A 19,380-nucleotide genomic window follows, 5' to 3' on the forward strand; every position below is an offset into this window, starting at 1 on the left:
GGAACCTCGGGGGCAGCGGTCTAACGCCGCTGCCCCTTTTTATGGATCCGTCCTAGGCTTCCGGCCGCCCAGCACGTATATGGCGGGCATGTCCGTAAGACCTTGGCGCGATATCGTGCGGCGTCCCAGCCGCCAGATCATGGTGGGCAACGTCCCCGTTGGCGGCGATGCGCCGGTTACCGTCCAGACGATGACCAACACCGCGACGAGCGATGTGCGCGCGACGATCGACCAGATCCGCCGCTGCGAAGAGGCTGGCGCCGACATCATCCGCGTGTCGTGCCCCGACGTCGAATCGACCACTGCGCTCAAGCAGATCGTCCGCGCTGCGCGGGTGCCAATCGTTGCCGACATTCATTTCCACTATAAGCGCGCACTTGAGGCGGCCGATGCTGGCGCCGCGTGCCTGCGCATCAACCCAGGCAATATCGGCTCGGCCGATCGCGTGAACGAAGTGGTGAACGCCGCCAAGGCGAACGGCGCCGCGATCCGCATCGGCGTGAACGCCGGCAGCCTGGAAAAGGACCTGCTGGAGAAGTACGGCGAGCCGTGCCCCGAGGCGCTGGTCGAGTCCGCGCTTGACCATATCAAGCTGCTCCAGGACCGCGACTTCCACGAGTTCAAGGTAGCGGTGAAGGCGTCGGACGTGTTCCTGGCGGTGGCCGCTTATCAGCAACTGGCTGACGCGGTCGATTGCCCGCTGCACCTGGGCATCACCGAGGCGGGCGGCTTTGTCGGTGGCACGGTGAAGTCGGCAATCGGCATTGGATCGCTGCTGTGGTTCGGCATCGGCGACACCATTCGCGTTTCACTGTCGGCAGAGCCCGAGGAAGAGATCCGCGTCGGCTTCGAGATTCTCAAGTCGCTCGGCATCCGCAATCGTGGCGTGCGTGTCGTGTCTTGCCCCAGCTGCGCGCGGCAGGGCTTTGACGTGATCCGCACGGTGCAGGCGCTGGAGGAACGGCTCCAGCATATTCGCACCCCGCTGTCGCTCTCGGTACTGGGCTGTGTCGTCAATGGCCCGGGCGAGGCGCGCGAGACGGACATCGGGCTGACCGGCGGCGGCAACGGCAAGCACATGGTGTATCTGTCCGGCGTGACCGATCACACGGTGGAGGACGCCGACATGCTCGACCACATCGTCAAGCTGGTGGAGGCCAAGGCCGCCGCGATCGAGCTGGCGGAGAGCGCTGCCACGCAAGCCGCGGAGTGACCGCGGGCAACCGGGTGGCGGCGGCCTTTGCGGCCGCGTGCGCGGGAATCGCGTTGTATTCGGTGATGGACGCAGTGATGAAGGGCCTGTCGCTGGCGATGGGCGCTTATGTCGCGCTGTTCTGGCGGCTGGTGGTGGGTGCGGGCATCATGACGCCGCTCTACGCGCTGTCGAAGCCGCGGCTGCCGGGGCTGCGCATTCTGCGCGTGCACTTCATCCGCAGCGTCATCATCGCGATCATGGCACTAGCCTTCTTCTGGGGCATCGCCCGGGTGCCGCTCGCCGAGGCCATCGCACTGACCTTCATCGCGCCGCTGATCGCGCTTGGCCTGGCCGCGTTGTTCCTCAAGGAGCAGGTCGGGCCGCGTTCGGTGCTGGGCTCCTTGCTGGGACTCGCGGGCGTCGCGATCATCCTGGCCGGGCAGCTTGGTAGCCAGCATTCGGACGAGGCGCCGATCGGCATGATCGCGGTGCTGGTGTCGGCGGTGTTTTACGCCGTGAACCTGGTGATCGCCCGGCACCAGGCGCAGCACGCCAAGCCGATCGAGATTGCGTTCTTCCAGAACTGGTTCATCCTTGCGCTGCTTGGCCTGGCCGCGCCGTTCCTGCTGACCGTGCCCGCGCCGCAGCACTGGCCGGCGATCGTCGCGGCTGCGGCCCTCGCGGTCGTGTCGCTGCTGTTCCTCTCCTGGGCCTATGCGCGGGCCGAGGCGCAGGTGCTGCTCAGTGTGGAATATACTGCCTTTATCTGGGCGGCGGTGATGGGGTGGCTGTTCTTTGGCGAGGCGGTGACGCTGCTCACCATTGCCGGCACAATCCTGATCGTCGCAGGTTGCCTGCTTGCCGCGCGCAGACCCGCCCCCACCGTTCCCGAAGCCGAGATCGCCACCGCATGACCATCGTCCGACCTGCCACACCCGCTGATGTGGCGCTGATCCTGCGCTTCGTGCGGGAGCTTGCCGAATTCGAGCGCGAGCCCGACGCGGTGCATGCCACCGAGCCGATGCTGCACGAGGCGCTGTTCGGCGCGCGCCCGGCCGCCGAGGCGGTGATCGCCGAGCGAGAGGGGCAGCCCGCCGGCTTTGCGCTGTTCTTCCACAACTTCTCGACCTGGACCGGCCGCAAGGGGCTGTACCTGGAAGACCTGTACGTCACCCCCGACGCCCGGGGTGGCGGCGTGGGTACCGCACTGCTCCGCCATTTGGCCGGACTGGCGCTGGACCGCGATTGCGGGCGTTTCGAATGGTCGGTGCTCGACTGGAACGAGCCTGCGATCCGCTTCTATCGGGCAATGGGCGCGGTGGGCATGGACGAATGGCGCGTGCAGCGGGTTGCAGGCGCCGCGCTTGTCCGCCTGGCGGGGCGCTGAGATGGCCTGGGCATTGCTGCTGCTGGGCGGTTGTTTCGAAGTGGGCTTCACCACTTGCCTGCGCTTCGTTGACGGCTTCCGGAACATCCCCTGGACGCTGGGCTTCCTGGTCTCCGCGGGCTTGTCCATGCTGTTGCTGGAGGTCGCCGCGCGGACCATTCCGATGGGCACGGCCTATCTCGTCTGGGGCGGCATCGGCGCGCTCGGCACCGTGCTGGTCGGAATCCTGTGGTTCGGGGAGCCGGTGAACGCCGCGCGGATCGCGCTGATGCTCGTGCTGATCGGATGCATCGCGGGGTTGCGGCTGGTCGGCAACAGCTAGGCCGGACACGAAAATGGGCGCGCATCGGCCGATGCGCGCCCGTTTCTGCTCAAGGGAAGGATCAGCCCTGCGGCGTTTCGACGCCGGTGGCGTCCACCGATGCTTCGGCGGCTTCCTTGTCCTGGTTGTAGCGCTCGATCGCTTCCAGCGTGATCTTGCGCGCGTCCTCTGCGCCGCCCCAGGTGCCGACGCGCACCCACTTCTTCTTCTCCAGGTCCTTGTAGTGGGTGAAGAAGTGCTCGATCTGCTCCATGACGATGGAGGGCAGGTCGTCCTTTTCGTCGATGTCGCTGTAGTAGGGGAAGGTCTTGTCGTCGGGGACGCAGACCAGCTTCTCATCGCCGCCGGCTTCATCCTCGAGGTTCAGCACGGCGATCGGACGCGCACGCACGACCGAGCCGGGCACGAACGGCGAGCGCGCGATCACCAGCGCGTCAAGCGGGTCGCCATCGGGCGACAGCGTGTGTGGCACGAAGCCATAGTTCGCCGGGTAGCGCATCGGCGTATGCAGGATGCGGTCGACGAACAGCGCGCCCGACGCCTTGTCGAACTCATACTTCACCGGCTCGCCGCCGACCGGCACTTCGATGATCACGTTGAGCGTGTGCGGCGGATTGTCGCCGACGGGAATCAAGTCGATGCGCATTCAAAACCCTGTCGTTTGGAACTCCAGCCGGCGTCAGCGCGGCTGGAGCAGCTTGTCGAGGCCAGCCTCGCCCGAGGCCGTCTTCACGAGGTGCGGATAGCGCAGCCCCCCATGATAGTCGATGGCGACTTCGCGGTAGCGATCGCCGCTCTTGAGCATCAGCTTGATCGGGTCCTTGCCGGTCTTGGCCTCCTTCACTGCGGCGACCAGCCGCTCGGAGGTGTAGCCGCGGCCGTTCACCGCGACGATCTCGTCGCCAAGGTCGATCCCTGCGTTGAACGCCGGGCTATCCCAGGCAACGCTGGTGATCCCGCTTTTGCCAAGCGTCAGCCCGAGCGAATAGGCCAGATCAGTCGTCGGGCCGCGGGCGATCTTGTTGGGCTGATCGGTGTAGACCAGCTTGTAGCCGTTGCGCTCGAACCCGCCGGCAGGTGCGCGCTTCGACACCCCGTGCAGCCGCTCGTTGAGCAGCGTGCGCCAGTCATAGGGCTGGATGGCGTTCAGCGTGTTCACGACATCGTCGAAGGTGTAGGTCACTTCGCCATAGTCGCCGTCGCGCAGGCCGAAGAAACGACGGGCAAAATCGTCGGTCGATTTGGTGCCGCCCGAACGCTCGCGCAGGATGGAGTCGACTTCCATCCAGACCAGCAGGCCTTCGTTGTAATAATCCTCCGACCGCTGCCAGCCGACCCAACCCTTAGGCGCGCGGGCGGTGATGACGGGATCGTTGGTGGTGTCGATCAGCGGCCGCCATTCGCGCGCCGGCCGGTTGTCCAGGCTGGCGAGGATGGAGGCATAGGCCTCCAGCGTGTCTTCCTTGCTGACCAGGCCCGAGCGCGCCTGGAAGACATAGCCCCAGAACTGGGTCTGGCCTTCATAGACCCACAGCGACTGGCCGCGGGTCGGCGTGCGGTAATCGGGCGCCCAGAGTTCTGCGCCGCGGCGGAACTTGCCGTCCCAGCTATGGGTGTATTCGTGGGGCAGCAGGTTGCGCGAACCCGGGCCTTCCTCCCACTTGGTGAAGTAGCCCGGCTGCACGCCATTCTCAGAGCTGCGGTGATGCTCCAGGCCGATGCCGCCCAGCTCTTCGCTGATCGACAGCAGGAAGCGGTACTTGTCGTACTGCTGGGTGCCCATGGTCTTCACGGCCTGCTGCACCAGCCGCTTGTGCGCCTCGATCTGCTCGGGCTTGGCTTCCAGTTCCTCGGGCGTGTCGGCGAAGACGTCCAGCGTCACCCGATCGGACAGCGGGAAGGCGCGGTAGTAGCGTCCGGCGAGGACCGGCGAGTCCACCAGCGTATCGTAGCTGGTCTTTTCATAGGTGTAGGTCGAGCCCACCGCCTTGGACGGCAGCCCCGAGGCCGCGGACCAGCCCTCGGGATACTTGACCCGCGCCTGCACCGGGATGCGGCGCACGAAATAGCCGGCCGGATACAGGCTCATCGAGTTGAATTGGAGGCTCATCAGGTTAGGCGTCATCACGATGCGGCCCTGTTCGGGCTTGGTCGCGGAGATGAACTGGAATTCCAGGTCGAGCTTCTTTGCGCCCGCCGGCACGTCGACATGGAAGGCGAACACGTCCACCGTGTCGCGCGTCCAGGGGATGCGCTTGCCATTGGCGGAGATCTGGAGGCCTGCCAGCTTCTCGATCTCACCGCGGGGGCCGTGCTTGCCGGGGAGCCATTTAGGGAACAGCAGCGCCATGTGCCCGCTCTTGGCGACCGGGATCGTCTGCTTGACCTGGAAGATGCCTTGCTGCGTGTTGGTCGCGTCGATGTCGAGCGTCATCGTGCCGGGATAATCGACGTCACGCGCCTGCGGGATGGTGTCCACGAACGGCACCGGCTGCGGCGCGGAGTTCTGCGCGGTGGCGGGCACGGTAGTGGCGAGCAGCAAAGCGGCGAAGGACAAGGCGCGGTGCATCAGGAAAGCGACCCCCTATGGTCTGGAAGAGCGCCTGACATAGGCGCTTGATTTGGCTGCGGTAAAGAGGCGCGGGCGCGTGCTTCATCGCTCCCTAACCATTGCGGGCTAGATGTTGCCGCCATGTATCATGACCCCGCTTTGGCCGCCGCGGCGAAAGCCGATGCGCGTCCGCCCTCGGCAGTGAGCGGCGCCGTCGGGCTGGCGGGGCTCGCCGGATTGGGCGCGTGGATGCTGGTGGCGCATCGCTATGGCATGACCGGGCCCTACGCTGCGCTGGTGAATGTCGCCGCGTGCGCGCTGCCGATGGTGCTGTGGTCGGTGCTGGTCGACAAGGTGCACCGCAATCCGAGTACCGGCATCAACTGGGCGCAGGTTCGCCCGTGGCGCGAGACCTGGGATATCTCCATCGCCAAGCTGACGGGGCTGTGGCTCACCTGGGGCGGGATGGCGGCGATCTTCGTGCTGTTCCGCGTCTGGTGGGACACGCGCTACGCCAACTATCCGTTCGCCTTGTGGTGTCTGGGCGTAGCGGCGCCGGTGCTGTTCGTGCTGTCCGTCCCTTATGTCCTCTGGATCGATCGGCGGTTGGCAGAGCCCAAGGATGGTGCTTGGTCGCTCGGCGCGTGGCTGATGGGCGTACCCGGCCATGACGTGGCGGCGATCCACAATCATCTGCGCAGCTGGGCGGTGAAGGGCTTCTTCCTCGCCTTCATGCTCGGCGTGCTGCCCACCGGCTTTGCGCAGGTCGTCGCGGCCGATCCGCGCGCGCTGCTCAGCAATCCGGTCGCGATCACCGGCTATTGCGTGACGTTGATGTTCGTCATCGACGTGGCGTTCGCTACCGCGGGCTATATCTGCACCTTCCGCCCGCTCGATTCACACATCCGCAGCGCCAACCCGCATGCCGCCGGCTGGGCCGCGGCGTTGATCTGCTATCCGCCCTTTGTGCTGATGGGAGAGGGCGGGGTGCTCGATTACCACCCTGGCAGCGCAGACTGGACATATTGGCTGGGCGGGCACGGCTTGGCGTTAACGCTGCTGGGTGCGATGCTGGTCGGCCTCACGGCGATCTATGCCTGGGCAACCGTCGCCTTCGGGCTGCGCTTCTCTAACCTGACGCATCGCGGCATCCTGACCCATGGGCCTTATGCCTGGAGCCGCCATCCGGCCTATCTGTCGAAGAACCTGTTCTGGTGGCTGTCGGTCATGCCGTTCCTCGCCACCACCGGCTGGACCGACGCGGTCCGCAACGCTGCGGTGATGGCGGCGGTCAGCGGCGTCTATTATTGGCGCGCGCGCACCGAGGAGCGCCATCTGGGCGCCGATCCGGCCTACCAGGCCTATGACACCTGGATCGCGCGAAAAGGCTGGGTCCCGCGCGCGTTCGCCCGTCTGACCTAGAACTTCGCCTCTTCGTACACGCGGCTGATGTCGCCCTGCCAGTCGCCGTTGAAGCGATCGAGCAGCACCTGCGCCGGCACCTTGCCAGTCCGCACGATCTCGCGCAGCGGGTCGAGGAAGCCGCTTTCATTGTCGCCCGACGCGTTCATTCGCGCCCGTGCGTTCAATCCCGCGCCGGCGATGTCGAGCACTTCGCCGGCGACATCCTTCAACGTCCCGCCCCCGGGCAGCGGCGCATCCAGTCCGAGCTTTGGCACTGCGCTTCGCAGCGCCTCGCGCCCTTCCATCGACCAGTCCTTGACCAGATCCCAGGCGGCGTCGAGCGCGCCTTGATCGTAGAGCAGGCCGACCCATAGCGCCGGCAACGCGCAGATGCGGCCCCAGCGCCCGCCATCAGCGCCACGCATCTCCAGGAAGGTCTTCAGGCGCACTTCAGGGAAGGCGGTGGAAAGATGGTCCGCCCAATCCTCCATGGTCGGCTTTCGCCCAGGGTAAGCTGGCAGTTCGCCCCTCAGGAAGTCGCGGAAGCTCTGCCCGGCCGCGTCGATATACTGACCATCGCGGTAGACGAAGTACATCGGCACATCGAGTGCGTAGTCGACATAGCGCTCATACCCGAAGCCATCCTCGAACACGAAGGGCAGCATGCCGGTGCGCGCGGGATCGGTGTCCGACCAGATATGGCTGCGGTACGAAAGGAAGCCGTTAGGTTTGCCTTCGGTGAACGGCGAATTGGCGAATAGCGCAGTGGCGAGCGGTTGGAGCGCCAGACCGACGCGGAACTTCTTGGCCATGTCGGCCTCGGACGCATAATCCAGGTTCACCTGGATCGTGCAGGTGCGCAGCATCATGTCGAGCCCCATGCTGCCGACGCGCGGCATATGGTTTAGCATGATCTTGTAGCGTCCCTTGGGCATGATCGGCAGCTCGGCGCGCGTCTTGTCGTGCCACATGCCCAGGCCCAGAAAACCGATGCCCAGCTTGTCGCCGACTTCCTTCACCTGCTTCAGGTGGCGCCCGGTCTCGGCGCAGGTGTCGTGCAGATTCTCCAGCGGCGCGCCCGAGAGTTCGAACTGACCCGCAGGCTCGAGGCTGATCGCCCCGTCGGGACCCGAGAGCGCGATTACGTTGTCGCCCTCGTAGATCGGCTTCCAGCCAAATTGGGTGAGGCCGATCAGCAGCGCGTGAATGCCGCCGGGCTCTTCGTAGCTGGGGGCACGGTGGTCCGGCGTCTTCCAATACACGAACTTCTCGTGCTCGGTGCCGATGCGCCAGCGTTCGGCGGGCTTCTCGCCGCGGGCGAAATACTCGACCAGTTGGGAACGGTGCTCGATGACCGCTGCGTTGCTGTTCGAACCGGTCTTCGTGCTCATGCGCGGCCCCTTAGCGGCGGGCGATTGGCCGCGCCAGTGTCAATCTGTACCGTTCGGTCCCCAATCGCCGGCGACCCCCATCCAGAGCGCCATCGCCGCCGCCGCCGCGGTCTCTGCCCGCAGGATGCGCGGGCCCAAACCGATGCCGACCGACTGGGGAAGCGCCCGGATCGCCGCGCGCTCATCCTCGTCGAAACCGCCTTCGGGACCGACCAGGATTGCGGCCGGTCCACGGCGCGAACGCATGGCATGTGCCGCTGGCTCCCCGCCGGTTTCATCCGCGAAGAACAAGGTGCGATCCACCGGCCAGTCGCGCAGCAGCGCGGGCAGCTTCACCGGCTCGATCAGCTCGGGCACCGCGGTGCGTCCGCATTGCTCCGCGGCCTCGATCATGTGGCTGCGCAGGCGTTCCAGATTCAGCCGGTCGACCACCGTACGCCGCGTCAGAACGGGAGCCAGCCGCGCCGCGCCCAGCTCGCATGCCTTTTCGGCAACCCAGTCGATCCGCCCCTTCTTGATCGGCGCGGCGCACAGCCACAGGTCGGGCACCGCTTCGCGCTCGCGCAGGCGCTCGGTGATTTCCACGGTCAGGTCGCGCTTGCCCGTGTCTCGGGCAAGCGCCAGCCATTCGCCGGTACGATCGTCGAAGAGCTTGACTGGATCGCCCGCCTTCATCCGCATCACCGAGACCAGATAATGCGCTGGCGGCCCGTCGATCCGCAGCATGCCGGGCGCGAGCTCCTGGTCGAGGAACAGGCGCGGCGTCGACTGTGGGGGCCAGGCAGGAGTGGCGGGCATGGCCATGCTCTAGAAGCGCGCTCGAGTTGCGGCAATGGCGGCTTTGCTTGAGCGCAGACGCCGCGCTGATATGGGAAGCGCATGTCCGTGCGCCCCAGCCTCGATCCGATCGTTCCCGACACCGAGCATCGCGGCCTGGTGCGCCTGCTGCCCGCGGGTGCGCGTCCCTATGCCTTGCTGGCGCGTTTCGACCGCCCGATCGGCTGGTGGCTGCTGTTCTGGCCCGGCGCGTGGGCGATCGCCTTGTCGGGCAATGCACTGGCGCGCTGGGACCTGATCGCGTGGTTCCTGCTGGGCAGCATCGCCATGCGCGGCGCCGGCTGCGTGTACAACGACATTGTCGACCGCGATCTCGACCGCCAGGTCGCGCGCACCGCCAGCCGCCCACTCGCCAGCGGCGTAGTCGGGCTCAAGGCCGCGTGGATCTGGTTGCTCCTGCTCTGCGCGATCGGTCTGATCGTGCTGGTCCAGCTCAGCGTCACGGGCATGATCGTCGCGGTTGCCAGCATTGCTCTGGTCGCCGCCTATCCCTTCATGAAACGCATCACCTGGTGGCCGCAGGCCTGGCTTGGGCTGGTTTTTTCCTGGGCGGCTTTGGTGGGCTGGGCCGAGGCGCCCGAAGCCGGATGGCTGCCCGGCCTTCTGCTCTATGCCGGCTGCATCGCCTGGGTGATCGGCTATGACACCATCTACGCGCTGCAGGATGTGGAGGACGACGCGCTGGTCGGCGTCCGTTCTTCCGCCCGGCGTCTGGGCAGCCGGGTGCGACCGGGCGTGACTGCATTCTATGCCGTGGCGCTTGGCTGCTGGGGCATGAGCTTCTGGCAGTTGCGTCCCGATCCGCTCGCCTTGCTGGCGCTGCTGCCGATGGCATTGCATCTGGCGTGGCAGGTCGCGACGTTGATTCCCGCCGATGGTGCGAACGCGCTGCGCCGCTTCCGGTCGAACCGCGACGCCGGCCTGCTGATGTTCGCGGCCTGCTTCGTCGTCGGCCAGACTCTTTGACCTTGGGGCTCCGCGTACCTAAGTCGCGGCGATGCTGACCAAGGAACAAGCCTGCGAGCGCGTCCACGACATCGTGGCGCGTGCGCGCACCGCGGGTGCCGACGCATCCGACGCCGTGTTCGCCGCCGATCGGTCGCTGTCCGTGTCGGTGCGCATGGGCGCGCTGGAGGATGTCGAGCGCTCGGAGAGCGAGGAACTCGGCCTGCGCGTGTTCGTCGGCCGCCGCTCGGCGAGTGTGTCCACGTCGGACCTCAGTTCGGCTTCGCTCGATGCGCTGGTGGAGCGCGCTATCGCGATGGCGCGTGAGGCGCCGGAGGACCAGTGGGCGGGCCTCGCACCCGAGTCGCGGCTGATGCACGGGGCGCCGCCCCATCTCGATCTGGACGACGGCGCGGAGGTGGATCCGCCGTCGCTCAAACAGCGCGCGCTCGCCGCGGAGGATGCTGCGCGTGCAGTCGCCGGGGTGACCAACAGCGAAGGCGCGGGCGCGGGGGCCAGCCGCTCGATCATGGCGCTCGCGACAAGCCACGGGTTCACCGGCGCCTATGGCCAGTCGAGCCACGGCCTCTCGGCCAGCGTCCTGGCCGGGCCTGCCGGTGCGATGGAGCGCGACCATGCGTCGCACTCCGCGCGCTATGCGTCGATGCTCGAAGCGCCCGAACTGGTGGGCCGCCGCGCGGGCGAGCGCGCGGTGGCGCGGATCAATCCGGCTAAGGTGCAGAGCGGCGCGATGCCAGTGGTGTTCGATCGCCGGGTGTCCTCCGGGCTGGTCGGCCACTTCCTAGGCGCAATCGCCGGTGCGGCAATCACGCGCAAGACCAGCTTCCTGCTCGACCGGCTCGGCACGCAGGTGTTCGCGAAGGGCGTGACGATCAGCGATGATCCGCACCGCCCGCGCGGGCTGCGTTCGCGGCCCTTCGATGGCGAAGGCCTGCCCGTGCTACCGATGAAGCTGGTCGATGCCGGCATGCTGGAAACCTGGCTGCTCGACAGCGCCTCGGCGCGACAGCTGAACATGGAGCCCACCGGCCACGCCTCGCGCGGGGTGGGCGGCGCACCGGGCGTCGCGCCGTCGAACCTGTACATGGAGGCCGGGCATATCCCGCCCGAGACGCTGGTGGGCGAGATCAGCCGCGGCATCCTGGTCACCGAGTTGATCGGGCAGGGCGTCAACGGCGTCACCGGCGACTATAGCCGCGGCGCCGCGGGCTTCCTGATCGAGAATGGCGAGATTACCCAGCCGGTGTCGGAGATCACCATCGCGGGCAATCTCAAGGACATGTTCTTGGCGCTGACTCCCGCCAACGACCTCGAGTTCCGTTTCGGCATCAACGCGCCGACACTGCGCATCGACGGGATGACGGTTGCCGGTGCCTGAACTCGCCGCCGAGGTTGCGGCGATCGCCGCCGAGGCCGGCGCGCTCGCCATGAAGCTGTGGCAGACAGACTTCCGCCGTTGGGAGAAGTCGCCCGGCAACCCGGTGTGCGCCGTCGATCTGGAAGTCGATGGCATGTTGCGGAACCGGCTGGGCCGGCTGCTGCCCGACGCCGGCTGGCTATCGGAGGAAACCATCGACAATGCCGACCGGCTGAGCGCGGCGCGGATCTGGGTGGTCGATCCGATCGATGGCACCCGCGATTATCTGCGCGGCCGCTCGGGCTGGTGCGTGTCGGTGGCGCTGATCGAGCATGGCCAGCCGGTGATCGGCGTGCTCGATGCGCCGGCGCGCGACGAGGTCTGGACCGCCGCGGCGGGGCAGGGTGCCTTTCGCAACGGCGAGCGGCTGCAAGCATCGGACCGCAGTGCACTACCCGGCGCGCGCGTGCCTGCCGACCATCTCCCCAAGGCGGACCGCGACCTGACGCCCGTGGCCAAGCCCAATTCGATCGCGCTGCGCATGGCAATGGTTGCGGCAGGCCAGGCTGACCTGCTGGCGACGCTGCGCTGGGGCAATGAATGGGACATCGCTGCGTCCGTGCTGCTGGCGCGCGAGGCGGGTGCCAACGTGACCGACGCTTTTGGTCGGCCGCTGGCCTTCAACACGCCCTCGGCGCAGGCGTTCGGCACCCTTGCCTCTAGCCAGGGCATCCATGCCGCGGCGGTGGAGCGCCTGGCGAGCCGCGCGGAAGCGGCAGTGGGATCGCGGCGGTAGGTCTCTATCTGCAACGAACTTGTTCCCCGGCGAAGGCCGGGGCCCAGCTGCAATGCCGTAGCAGCAGCGCTCAGCGCCGCCGACAAACCTTCGCAACTGGACCCCGGCCTTCGCCGGGGAACAGACTCGTCTGAGTTAACTGAGCGGCTAGCTCGCCAGCCCGTCGTCGCGATACTTGATCTGAAGGTAGCGGCCGCGTGTCGCCAGCTGGTCGAGATCCCCCTGCGCCAGGTGGGCCGACATCTCCGCAATCTCCTCGTCGATCACTTGGAGTCCCTGCGCCAGCTGCTGGTCGGGCGTCAGCCCGTTGCGCTCCACCCGGCGCAGCGGCTCGGGCACGCGCTGATAACCCTTGATTAGTTCGGGCAATTGCTCGCCCACCAGCTTGCGTACTTCGCCGGCTGCCGGGGCATGCTCGTCCAACGCAGCAAGCTGCGGCGCCAGCATCTCGAGCTTCACGCCGATCGAGTCCACCAGCCCGCGCACCGGTGACGGCAGGGCAGGCCGCTGTGCCTCCAGCCAGCGATCGGTGGTGACCGGCAGTGCTTTCAGCGGCACCTGCGCCAGTTGCTCGACGCGCGGGGGCGCCGATTGCGGGAAGATCGCCAGCGTCACCGTGGCCGCGATCAGCAGCGCCATCATCAACAGCGCGCCGAACATGCCGATCCCGCCGGGCAGGATGAAGCCAAGCACCAGCGCGACGGCGATGATCAGCCCGTCCGCCGCCGCGATCCTCGCCACCCGGCGCAGTATCTCCGCCTCGCGCCGCTGGCGGGAGCGCTTGGAAACCGAGCTATAGCGCTCGCGCGTGCGCTCCAGCAGCGCGTCGGCCTGGGCCAGCTGGCGATCGACGTCGGTCGGCATGGCCGCTTACATCGCCTCCAGCTTGAACGTGTCGGCGGAAGGCCCGGCAAGCTGGTTCTGCGACGCTCCTTCGGCCCGCGCGATATAGCCCTTCGACTTCTCGACTTCGTTGGACAGCGTGTTGACGGTGGTCTTCATGCTGTCGAGCGCCTTCAGCTTGAAGGTGTCGATCGCGTCCATCGTGTCATAGATGTTCTGGAACGCACGCTGCAGCGTTTCGACCGGAATAGTCGCGCTCGCCGCCTGCTCGTGAATGGCGGCGGACTGGCTCTTGAGCAGCTTGCTGGTGGAGTCGATCAGACCGGCCGTGGTCGAGTTCAGCGCGGTGATCTGGTCGAGCACCAGCTTCTGGTTGGTCAGCGCCTGCGCCACCGTCACTGCCGTGCGCAGTGCCGACACGGTGGTGGTCGACGCGCGGTCGACACCCTTTACCAGCTCGACATTGTTCTTTTTGACGAGGTCGAGCGCCAGATAGCCCTGCACCGTGACGGCCATCTGGGTCAGCAGGTCCTGGGTGCGCTGGCGGACATAGAAGAGTGCAGTCTCGCGGATCGCCTTGGCCTTGGCGGGATCGGTGTGGTCCAGCTCATTGGCCTTGTCTTCCAGCCGGCTGTCCATCGCCTTGGACAGGTAGATCATCTGCTCCAACCGGCCCATCGCGTTCCACAGATTGGCCCGCTCGGTGTCGATGGCGGCATTGTCCATCAACAGCTCGTCCTTGCCATTGGCCAGGCTCTTGAGGATCGCGTTGATGTGGCCCTGCGACGACTGGTATTTGTGGAAATACTTCTTGAAGCCGCCCGACCCGAAAATGCGGTCCAGGAAGCCGCCCTTGCCGCCGATCAGCTTGCCGTTCTTGCTGGGATCGAGGTCCTCGACCTGACGGCGAAGCGCGATCAGGTCGGTGCCGACGCCGCCCTCGGCGTCCATTGCCTTGACCGGACGGTCGAGGAAGCGGTTAGACTGGCCCGCGGCTTCACGGATTTCCTTCTGGCCCATTGCCGCGATCGCATCGACGCGCTTGCCGAATTCGGGCGAGTTCACGTCCTGCGCGACCAGATCATCGATGAAGCCGTCGACGCGCTTTTCCAGCTCGCTCTTCTTGCCCTCGTCGACCGGTACCAGGCCAGCGGCCTTTTCGGGCGCCACGGTCGGCACGGGGTCCGGCGGGGTGAGTACCAGACCCTGTTCCGCCACCGCAGTTTCACTCGCCATGCATTCCCTCCAACGCTGTGGCGCCCGTCATACGAACATTGCCGCAGCGATCCAAGTGTATGATGTTGTCATTACACCTTGGCGGCGCAAGAGGGCGTCAGCCCGCCCGTCCGGCCCTCAGCGTCCGGCCCCACCAGCCGATCTCGTCGAACAGGTGATCCAGCCACTTCACGTCGCGCTCGTCGCCGGTGAAGGCACCATCCTTCACCTTCCCCCACACGCCCATGATGTGCACCGAAGCCTCAAGCGGTGCCATGCGCAGCTCGCGGGCGATGGCGGTCAGCTGCTCTATCGACCGCGCACCGCCATTGCCGCCATAGCCGACAAAGCTCACCGGTTTGCGGTGCCATTCGGCATAAACGAAATCGAGTGCATTCTTGAGCACCGCGGGCGGCCCGTGGTTGTACTCGGGAGCTATCAGCACATAGCCATCTGCGCTCGCTATCTTGTCGGCCCAGCGCTGTTGCAGCGGATCCTGGTAGTTCCCCTTCGCCGGCGCGTCGGCATAGGGATAGAAGGGCAGCGCCCATTCCTTGAGGTCCACCATCTCGCAGGCGAGTTCGGGGCGCGCGGCGGCCTCCTCCAACACCCAGCGGCCGACGGGTTCGGCCATCCGGCCCTCCCGCACCGAGCCGAGGATCACGAGGATGTTGAGCGGTTCGGCCATGGCCTGTCCTATTCGAGAACGGGTTTCGCGAAGTGCTGACGCCCGCGCGAAGCAGAACACATACTAGACCGGGCTTCCCGCGATGCACAATTTCCTGTAGGGGCGCGCGAACTCTTCTCAGGAAACAGACATGAATCTCCGCAACGTGGCGATCATCGCCCACGTCGATCACGGCAAGACCACGCTCGTCGACCAGCTTTTCCGCCAGTCCGGTACCTTCCGCGACAACCAGCGCGTCGAAGAGCGGGCGATGGACTCGAACGACCTCGAAAAGGAGCGCGGGATCACCATTCTCGCCAAGCCGACTTCGGTCGACTGGACTCCGCCGGGCGCGAGCGAGAGCATCCGCATCAACATCGTCGACACCCCCGGCCACGCCGACTTCGGTGGCGAGGTGGAGCGCATCCTGTCGATGGTCGACGGCGTCGTCCTGCTGGTCGATTCGTCGGAAGGCGCGATGCCGCAGACGAAGTTCGTGACCGGCAAGGCGCTGGCGCTCGGCCTCAAGCCGATCGTGGTCGTCAACAAGGTCGACCGTGCCGACGCACGCATCCAGGAAGTTCTGGACGAAGTGTTTGACCTGTTCGTGTCGCTGGACGCCAATGACGAGCAGCTCGACTTCCCGGTGCTCTACGCCTCGGGCCGCAACGGCTATGCCTCGACCGACATGGACGCGCGCGAAGGCACGCTGATCCCGATGTTCGAGACCATCGTCAGCCACGTGCCGGCGCCCAAGGTCGAAGTCGAGGACGTGCCCTTCACCTTCCTGGTGACGCTGCTCGACCGCGACAACTTCCTGGGCCGTATCCTCACCGGCCGCGTCAATTCGGGCACGGTGAAGCTGAACCAGCCGATTCACGCGCTGGATAATGATGGCAAGATCATCGAAACCGGCCGCGCGTCCAAGATCCTGTCGTTCCGCGGCCTGGATCGCGTGCCGGTGGACGAGGCCAAGGCAGGCGACATCATCTCGCTCGCCGGTCTGGCCGTGGCCACCGTGTCGAACACGATTTGCGACACGTCGGTCAGCGAGCCGCTGCACGCGCAGCCGATCGATCCCCCCACGCTGTCGATGCGCTTTGCCGTGAACGATTCGCCAATGGCGGGCCGTGAAGGCACCAAGGTGACGTCGCGCATGATCCGCGACCGCCTGTTCCGCGAAGCCGAATCCAACGTCGCCGTGAAGGTGACCGAGGCGTCGGACCGCGACAGCTTCGAAGTTGCCGGTCGCGGCGAGCTTCAGCTGGGCGTGCTGATCGAGACGATGCGCCGCGAAGGCTTCGAGCTGGGCATCAGCCGCCCGCGCGTGCTGTTCGGCGAGGATGAGGACGGCAAGAAGACCGAGCCGTACGAAACCGTCATCATCGACGTGGACGAGGAATATTCGGGCACGGTCGTCGAGAAGATGAACCTGCGCAAGGCCGAGATGACCGACATGCGTCCCTCAGGCGGCGGCAAGACCCGCATCACCTTCTCCGCGCCGTCGCGCGGCATGATCGGCTATCATGGCGAGTTCCTGTCGGACACCCGCGGCACCGGCATCATGAACCGGCTGTTCGAGAAGTATGGCCCGCACAAGGGCAACATCGAAGGCCGCAAGAACGGCGTGCTGATCTCGAACGGCAATGGCGAAGCGCAGTCCTACGCACTGGGTCCGCTCGAAGAGCGCGGCATCCTGTTCGTCGGCCATGGCGAAGCGCTGTACGAAGGCATGATCATCGGCGAGAACGCCAAGACGGAAGACCTTGAGGTCAACCCGATGAAGGCGAAGCAGCTGACCAACTTCCGCGCTTCGGGCGGCAAGGACGACGCCGTCCGCCTGACCCCGCCGAAGAAGATGACGCTGGAACAGGCCATTGCATACATCGACGACGACGAGATGGTCGAAGTCACCCCGACCAAGATCCGCCTGCGCAAGCGCTTCCTCGACCCCAACGAGCGCAAACGCGCCAGCCGGGCGAAGAGCGCCGCCTGAGGGTTGCGTCTGACTTGAGAATGCGAAAGGCGCCGGGGGAAACTCCGGCGCCTTTTGTTTGGCTCGCGCGCGAAGGTGCCGCTTGATGTGGTTAGTGGTCAGGGGCTGGAAGCGCGGCTAAGCGCGCTTGCGTGTTCCTTTCCCCAGCAGACCAGCCCGCATCCTCCCGCGCTCGGATCCATACCCAGTCCGGAAGTCCGTATTTCGTCACTGGCGACGGCGCGCCCTGGGCGCCGATCGGCCACAATGACGCGATCACCTGGCCGGAACTCAGCCCGCTGTTCCGGCGCCGCGATCCCGCAGCGGTGGAACGGCACCTGGTGTCGCTACGGGACCACGGCGTCACCTGTATCCGGCTGATGCTCGAATATGCGCACGGCGAGCATCGCTATCTCGAGCGTCCGGCAGGCCAGTTCGCCCCGAACATGATACGCTTCTGGGACGACCTGTTCGCGCTTCTGGAAAAGATCGGTCTGCACGTCCTGCTGACGCCCTATGACACGTTCTTCATGTGGATCCGGTGGCGGCACCATCCGTATAATCGGGCGAATGGCGGCCCGTGCGCGAGCCGCGGGACCTGGCTGACCTGCCCCGAAACGCGCGACGCGATCAAGAACCGCCTGGCCTTTGCAAGCGACCGATGGGGTGGCAGCCCGGCACTGTTCGCCTGGGACCTGTGGAACGAGATCCACCCCGCGCATGGTGGCGACGATCCTGCCACGGCGGCCCGTTACCTCGACGATGTCGGCCCTTGGCTGCGTGCGCATGAGATCGAGCGGCGCGGCTACGCCAACCTCCAAACCGTTTCCGTGTTCGGTCCCGAATTGATCAAGCACCCCAAGCTGGTCGAGACGATCTTCCGCCACCCCGCGCTCGATTTCGCCAACACGCACTTATACGAACACGGCACCATCGACGCGCCGCGCGACACCGTAGCCCCGGCGCTGGCGGTGGCGCGCCTGATGCGAACGGCCGTCATCGAAGCGGGTACCGCCCGCCCGGTGTTCGATTCCGAACATGGACCGATCCACAGCTTCAAGGACAAGAAGCGGACGCTGCCGGAGCCGTTCGACGACGAATATTTTCGGCACATACAATGGGCGCACCTTGCGAGCGGCGGGGCGGGCGGTGGCATGCGGTGGCCCAATCGGCATCCGCATATACTCACCGCCGGTATGCGCGCGGCGCAGCGCCGCTTGGCCGAGTTCCTTCCCGTGGTCGACTGGACCCGGTTCAAGCGCCGCAATCTGTCGGATGAGATGACCTGCGACGATCCTGGCGTCGCCGTAGTCGGTTGTGGCGACGATGCGCAGGCGATCGCATGGCTGGTGCGGACCGACCAATTGTCCAAGCAGGGTATGGTGATCGAGCATGTCGGCGCTGCACCCGCCACCTTGCGCATTCCCGGCCTACAGGACGGCGTGTATTCCGCCCTGGCCTATGACACGCGCACGGGCGAGACCCGCGAGCTTCCGCCTTGTACCAGCGCAGGCGGCACGCTGCACGTCGCGACAGGCGCGGTCCGCAGCGACGTGATGATCGCGGTGCGTATGGCAGCATAGATCAGGATCGCGCTATCGCTGAGCCGCAGGGCAATTCGCAACCAGCCGCGCCAATCATGGGCATTGCTGTCTGCCCTTTGGGAAGTGCCGTCCATCCCGCTATGGGTGAGCAAAGCCACGATTGAGGGTGCCTGATGTCTGAAGACTATGCGAGCGGCCAACGCGATGGCTTGCGGCTGGCGCTGGCGATCCTGGCTGCGGAGGAGGCCAAATGGGCGGCCTTGCTCGGCGAAAGCCCATCCTGGCGGACTAATGCCACGCGTGAGGTGCGGCACAAGACCCTGCAGGTCGCGCAGAAGCGCGTGCAAACGGCATTAAACCGCCTGCTCCCCAAAGAGGCGGAAACCACGAACGAAGAACTGACCTCCGCGCTTGATCGGCTTGGCCTTTAGATCTGCTCGCAACGATCACGCGACGGGGGCTGGCCTAGAGCGCGATCAGCCTTCCGACATCTCCAGCAGCACCGCCCATTCCTCCGGCCGCACCGGCGTGACGCTCAGCCGCGACTGGCGGATCATCTCCAGGTTGGCGAGGCGCGGCTCGGCCTTGATGTCGGGCAGGGGCACCGGCTTTGCCAGTTTGCGCACCGGCTTCACTTCCACGCTCGCCCATTTGCCGTCTTCGCCATCGGGCTGCCAGGCGCGGGTGATCTCCATGATGCCCACCGCGGCCTTCTGGATATTCGAATGGTAGAAGATCGCCTGGTCGCCGGGCTGCATCTCCTTAAGGAAATTGCGCGCGGTGTAGTTGCGCACCCCATTCCATTCGGTCGCACCGTCTTGGATCAGGTGGTCCCAGCCATAGACATCGGGTTCGGAGCGGAGGAGCCAATACGCCATGCGCGCTCGATAACCGGCTAAACCGAGGGTGAACAACCGATTTCGAACGGGT

At 66.1% G+C, this 19,380-nt stretch carries 19 protein-coding genes; 11 read left to right on the forward strand and 8 right to left on the reverse strand.

Going from position 1 to position 19,380, the window contains the following annotated elements; translation table 11 throughout:
* Nucleotides 1-88 precede the first annotated feature (88 nt).
* The 4 genes from ispG to LQ953_RS10810 are packed head-to-tail and all read left to right on the forward strand — an operon-like array spanning nucleotide 89 to nucleotide 2,904.
* Complete coding sequence (gene ispG / locus LQ953_RS10795) at nucleotides 89-1,213, forward strand: flavodoxin-dependent (E)-4-hydroxy-3-methylbut-2-enyl-diphosphate synthase (RefSeq protein ID WP_231030910.1); 1,125 nt, start codon at nucleotides 89-91, stop codon at nucleotides 1,211-1,213.
* On the forward strand, nucleotides 1,210-2,109 hold the full coding sequence (locus LQ953_RS10800; RefSeq protein ID WP_231030911.1) for a DMT family transporter: 900 nt from the start codon (nucleotides 1,210-1,212) through the stop codon (nucleotides 2,107-2,109). Before ispG ends, LQ953_RS10800 begins: the two co-directional genes overlap by 4 nt.
* Nucleotides 2,106-2,582, forward strand: a complete 477-nt coding sequence (locus LQ953_RS10805) for a GNAT family N-acetyltransferase (protein ID WP_231030912.1) — start codon at nucleotides 2,106-2,108, stop codon at nucleotides 2,580-2,582. Before LQ953_RS10800 ends, LQ953_RS10805 begins: the two co-directional genes overlap by 4 nt.
* Nucleotide 2,583: 1 nt before the next feature.
* Complete coding sequence (locus tag LQ953_RS10810) at nucleotides 2,584-2,904, forward strand: DMT family transporter (protein ID WP_231030913.1); 321 nt, start codon at nucleotides 2,584-2,586, stop codon at nucleotides 2,902-2,904.
* Nucleotides 2,905-2,965: 61 nt separating this feature from the next.
* On the opposite strand, the gene ppa is transcribed toward LQ953_RS10810, so the two are convergent.
* Nucleotides 2,966-3,550 carry an inorganic diphosphatase gene (gene ppa / locus LQ953_RS10815; RefSeq protein WP_231030914.1) on the reverse strand — a complete coding sequence of 195 codons (585 nt, stop codon included), beginning with the start codon at nucleotides 3,548-3,550 and terminating at the stop codon, nucleotides 2,966-2,968.
* Between the two features lie 33 nt (nucleotides 3,551-3,583).
* Entirely contained in the window at nucleotides 3,584-5,473 is a 1,890-nt protein-coding gene (locus LQ953_RS10820; RefSeq protein WP_231030915.1) for a M61 family metallopeptidase, read from the reverse strand.
* A 123-nt stretch (nucleotides 5,474-5,596) separates the two neighbouring features.
* Between LQ953_RS10820 and LQ953_RS10825 the strand changes: the two genes are divergently transcribed.
* Nucleotides 5,597-6,877 carry a methyltransferase family protein gene (locus LQ953_RS10825; protein WP_231030916.1) on the forward strand — a complete coding sequence of 427 codons (1,281 nt, stop codon included), beginning with the start codon at nucleotides 5,597-5,599 and terminating at the stop codon, nucleotides 6,875-6,877.
* On the opposite strand, the gene LQ953_RS10830 is transcribed toward LQ953_RS10825, so the two are convergent.
* Both LQ953_RS10830 and LQ953_RS10835 read right to left on the reverse strand, forming a co-directional pair.
* Complete coding sequence (locus tag LQ953_RS10830; protein WP_231030917.1) at nucleotides 6,874-8,250, reverse strand: glutamate--cysteine ligase; 1,377 nt, start codon at nucleotides 8,248-8,250, stop codon at nucleotides 6,874-6,876. The genes LQ953_RS10825 and LQ953_RS10830 overlap by 4 nt on opposite strands.
* Before the next feature lie 39 nt (nucleotides 8,251-8,289).
* A complete protein-coding gene (locus tag LQ953_RS10835; protein ID WP_231030918.1) occupies nucleotides 8,290-9,048 on the reverse strand; it encodes a 16S rRNA (uracil(1498)-N(3))-methyltransferase in 759 nt (252 codons plus the stop codon).
* Nucleotides 9,049-9,129: 81 nt separating this feature from the next.
* Here LQ953_RS10835 and ubiA point away from each other — a divergent pair, with 81 nt between their 5' ends.
* From ubiA to LQ953_RS10850, 3 genes are read left to right on the forward strand one after another with little or no spacing between them, the layout of a single operon-like run.
* Nucleotides 9,130-10,053: a 4-hydroxybenzoate octaprenyltransferase gene (gene ubiA, locus LQ953_RS10840; protein WP_231030919.1), complete on the forward strand. Its 924-nt coding sequence runs from the start codon at nucleotides 9,130-9,132 to the stop codon at nucleotides 10,051-10,053.
* A 31-nt stretch (nucleotides 10,054-10,084) separates the two neighbouring features.
* Nucleotides 10,085-11,431 (forward strand): TldD/PmbA family protein, encoded by a 1,347-nt coding sequence (locus tag LQ953_RS10845; RefSeq protein ID WP_231030920.1) that lies wholly within the window; start codon nucleotides 10,085-10,087, stop codon nucleotides 11,429-11,431.
* A complete protein-coding gene (locus LQ953_RS10850; protein ID WP_231030921.1) occupies nucleotides 11,424-12,206 on the forward strand; it encodes a 3'(2'),5'-bisphosphate nucleotidase CysQ in 783 nt (260 codons plus the stop codon). The genes LQ953_RS10845 and LQ953_RS10850 overlap by 8 nt, the downstream gene beginning before the upstream one ends.
* 147 nt (nucleotides 12,207-12,353) lie before the next feature.
* On the opposite strand, the gene LQ953_RS10855 is transcribed toward LQ953_RS10850, so the two are convergent.
* From LQ953_RS10855 to LQ953_RS10865, 3 genes are all read right to left on the reverse strand, one after another.
* Nucleotides 12,354-13,070 carry a hypothetical protein gene (locus LQ953_RS10855; protein ID WP_231030922.1) on the reverse strand — a complete coding sequence of 239 codons (717 nt, stop codon included), beginning with the start codon at nucleotides 13,068-13,070 and terminating at the stop codon, nucleotides 12,354-12,356.
* A gap of 6 nt (nucleotides 13,071-13,076) precedes the next feature.
* A complete protein-coding gene (locus LQ953_RS10860; RefSeq protein ID WP_231030923.1) occupies nucleotides 13,077-14,285 on the reverse strand; it encodes a toxic anion resistance protein in 1,209 nt (402 codons plus the stop codon).
* A 97-nt stretch (nucleotides 14,286-14,382) separates the two neighbouring features.
* The gene (locus tag LQ953_RS10865; protein ID WP_231030924.1) at nucleotides 14,383-14,952 is read right to left on the reverse strand and encodes an NADPH-dependent FMN reductase; all 570 of its coding nucleotides are present in this window, start codon (nucleotides 14,950-14,952) and stop codon (nucleotides 14,383-14,385) included.
* A 130-nt stretch (nucleotides 14,953-15,082) separates the two neighbouring features.
* Between LQ953_RS10865 and typA the strand changes: the two genes are divergently transcribed.
* From typA to LQ953_RS10880, 3 genes are all read left to right on the forward strand, one after another.
* Nucleotides 15,083-16,927 carry a translational GTPase TypA gene (gene typA, locus LQ953_RS10870; RefSeq protein WP_231030925.1) on the forward strand — a complete coding sequence of 615 codons (1,845 nt, stop codon included), beginning with the start codon at nucleotides 15,083-15,085 and terminating at the stop codon, nucleotides 16,925-16,927.
* Between the two features lie 131 nt (nucleotides 16,928-17,058).
* The gene (locus LQ953_RS10875; protein WP_231030926.1) at nucleotides 17,059-18,489 is read left to right on the forward strand and encodes a hypothetical protein; all 1,431 of its coding nucleotides are present in this window, start codon (nucleotides 17,059-17,061) and stop codon (nucleotides 18,487-18,489) included.
* A gap of 134 nt (nucleotides 18,490-18,623) precedes the next feature.
* Nucleotides 18,624-18,881 carry a hypothetical protein gene (locus LQ953_RS10880; RefSeq protein ID WP_231030927.1) on the forward strand — a complete coding sequence of 86 codons (258 nt, stop codon included), beginning with the start codon at nucleotides 18,624-18,626 and terminating at the stop codon, nucleotides 18,879-18,881.
* A gap of 45 nt (nucleotides 18,882-18,926) precedes the next feature.
* Here the strand turns inward: LQ953_RS10880 and LQ953_RS10885 are convergent, their stop codons facing one another.
* Complete coding sequence (locus tag LQ953_RS10885; protein WP_231030928.1) at nucleotides 18,927-19,328, reverse strand: EVE domain-containing protein; 402 nt, start codon at nucleotides 19,326-19,328, stop codon at nucleotides 18,927-18,929.
* Nucleotides 19,329-19,380 lie beyond the last annotated feature (52 nt).

The sequence above is a fragment of the Sphingomonas sp. IC-56 genome, from assembly GCF_021043375.1.
Classification (GTDB): domain Bacteria; phylum Pseudomonadota; class Alphaproteobacteria; order Sphingomonadales; family Sphingomonadaceae; genus Sphingomonas.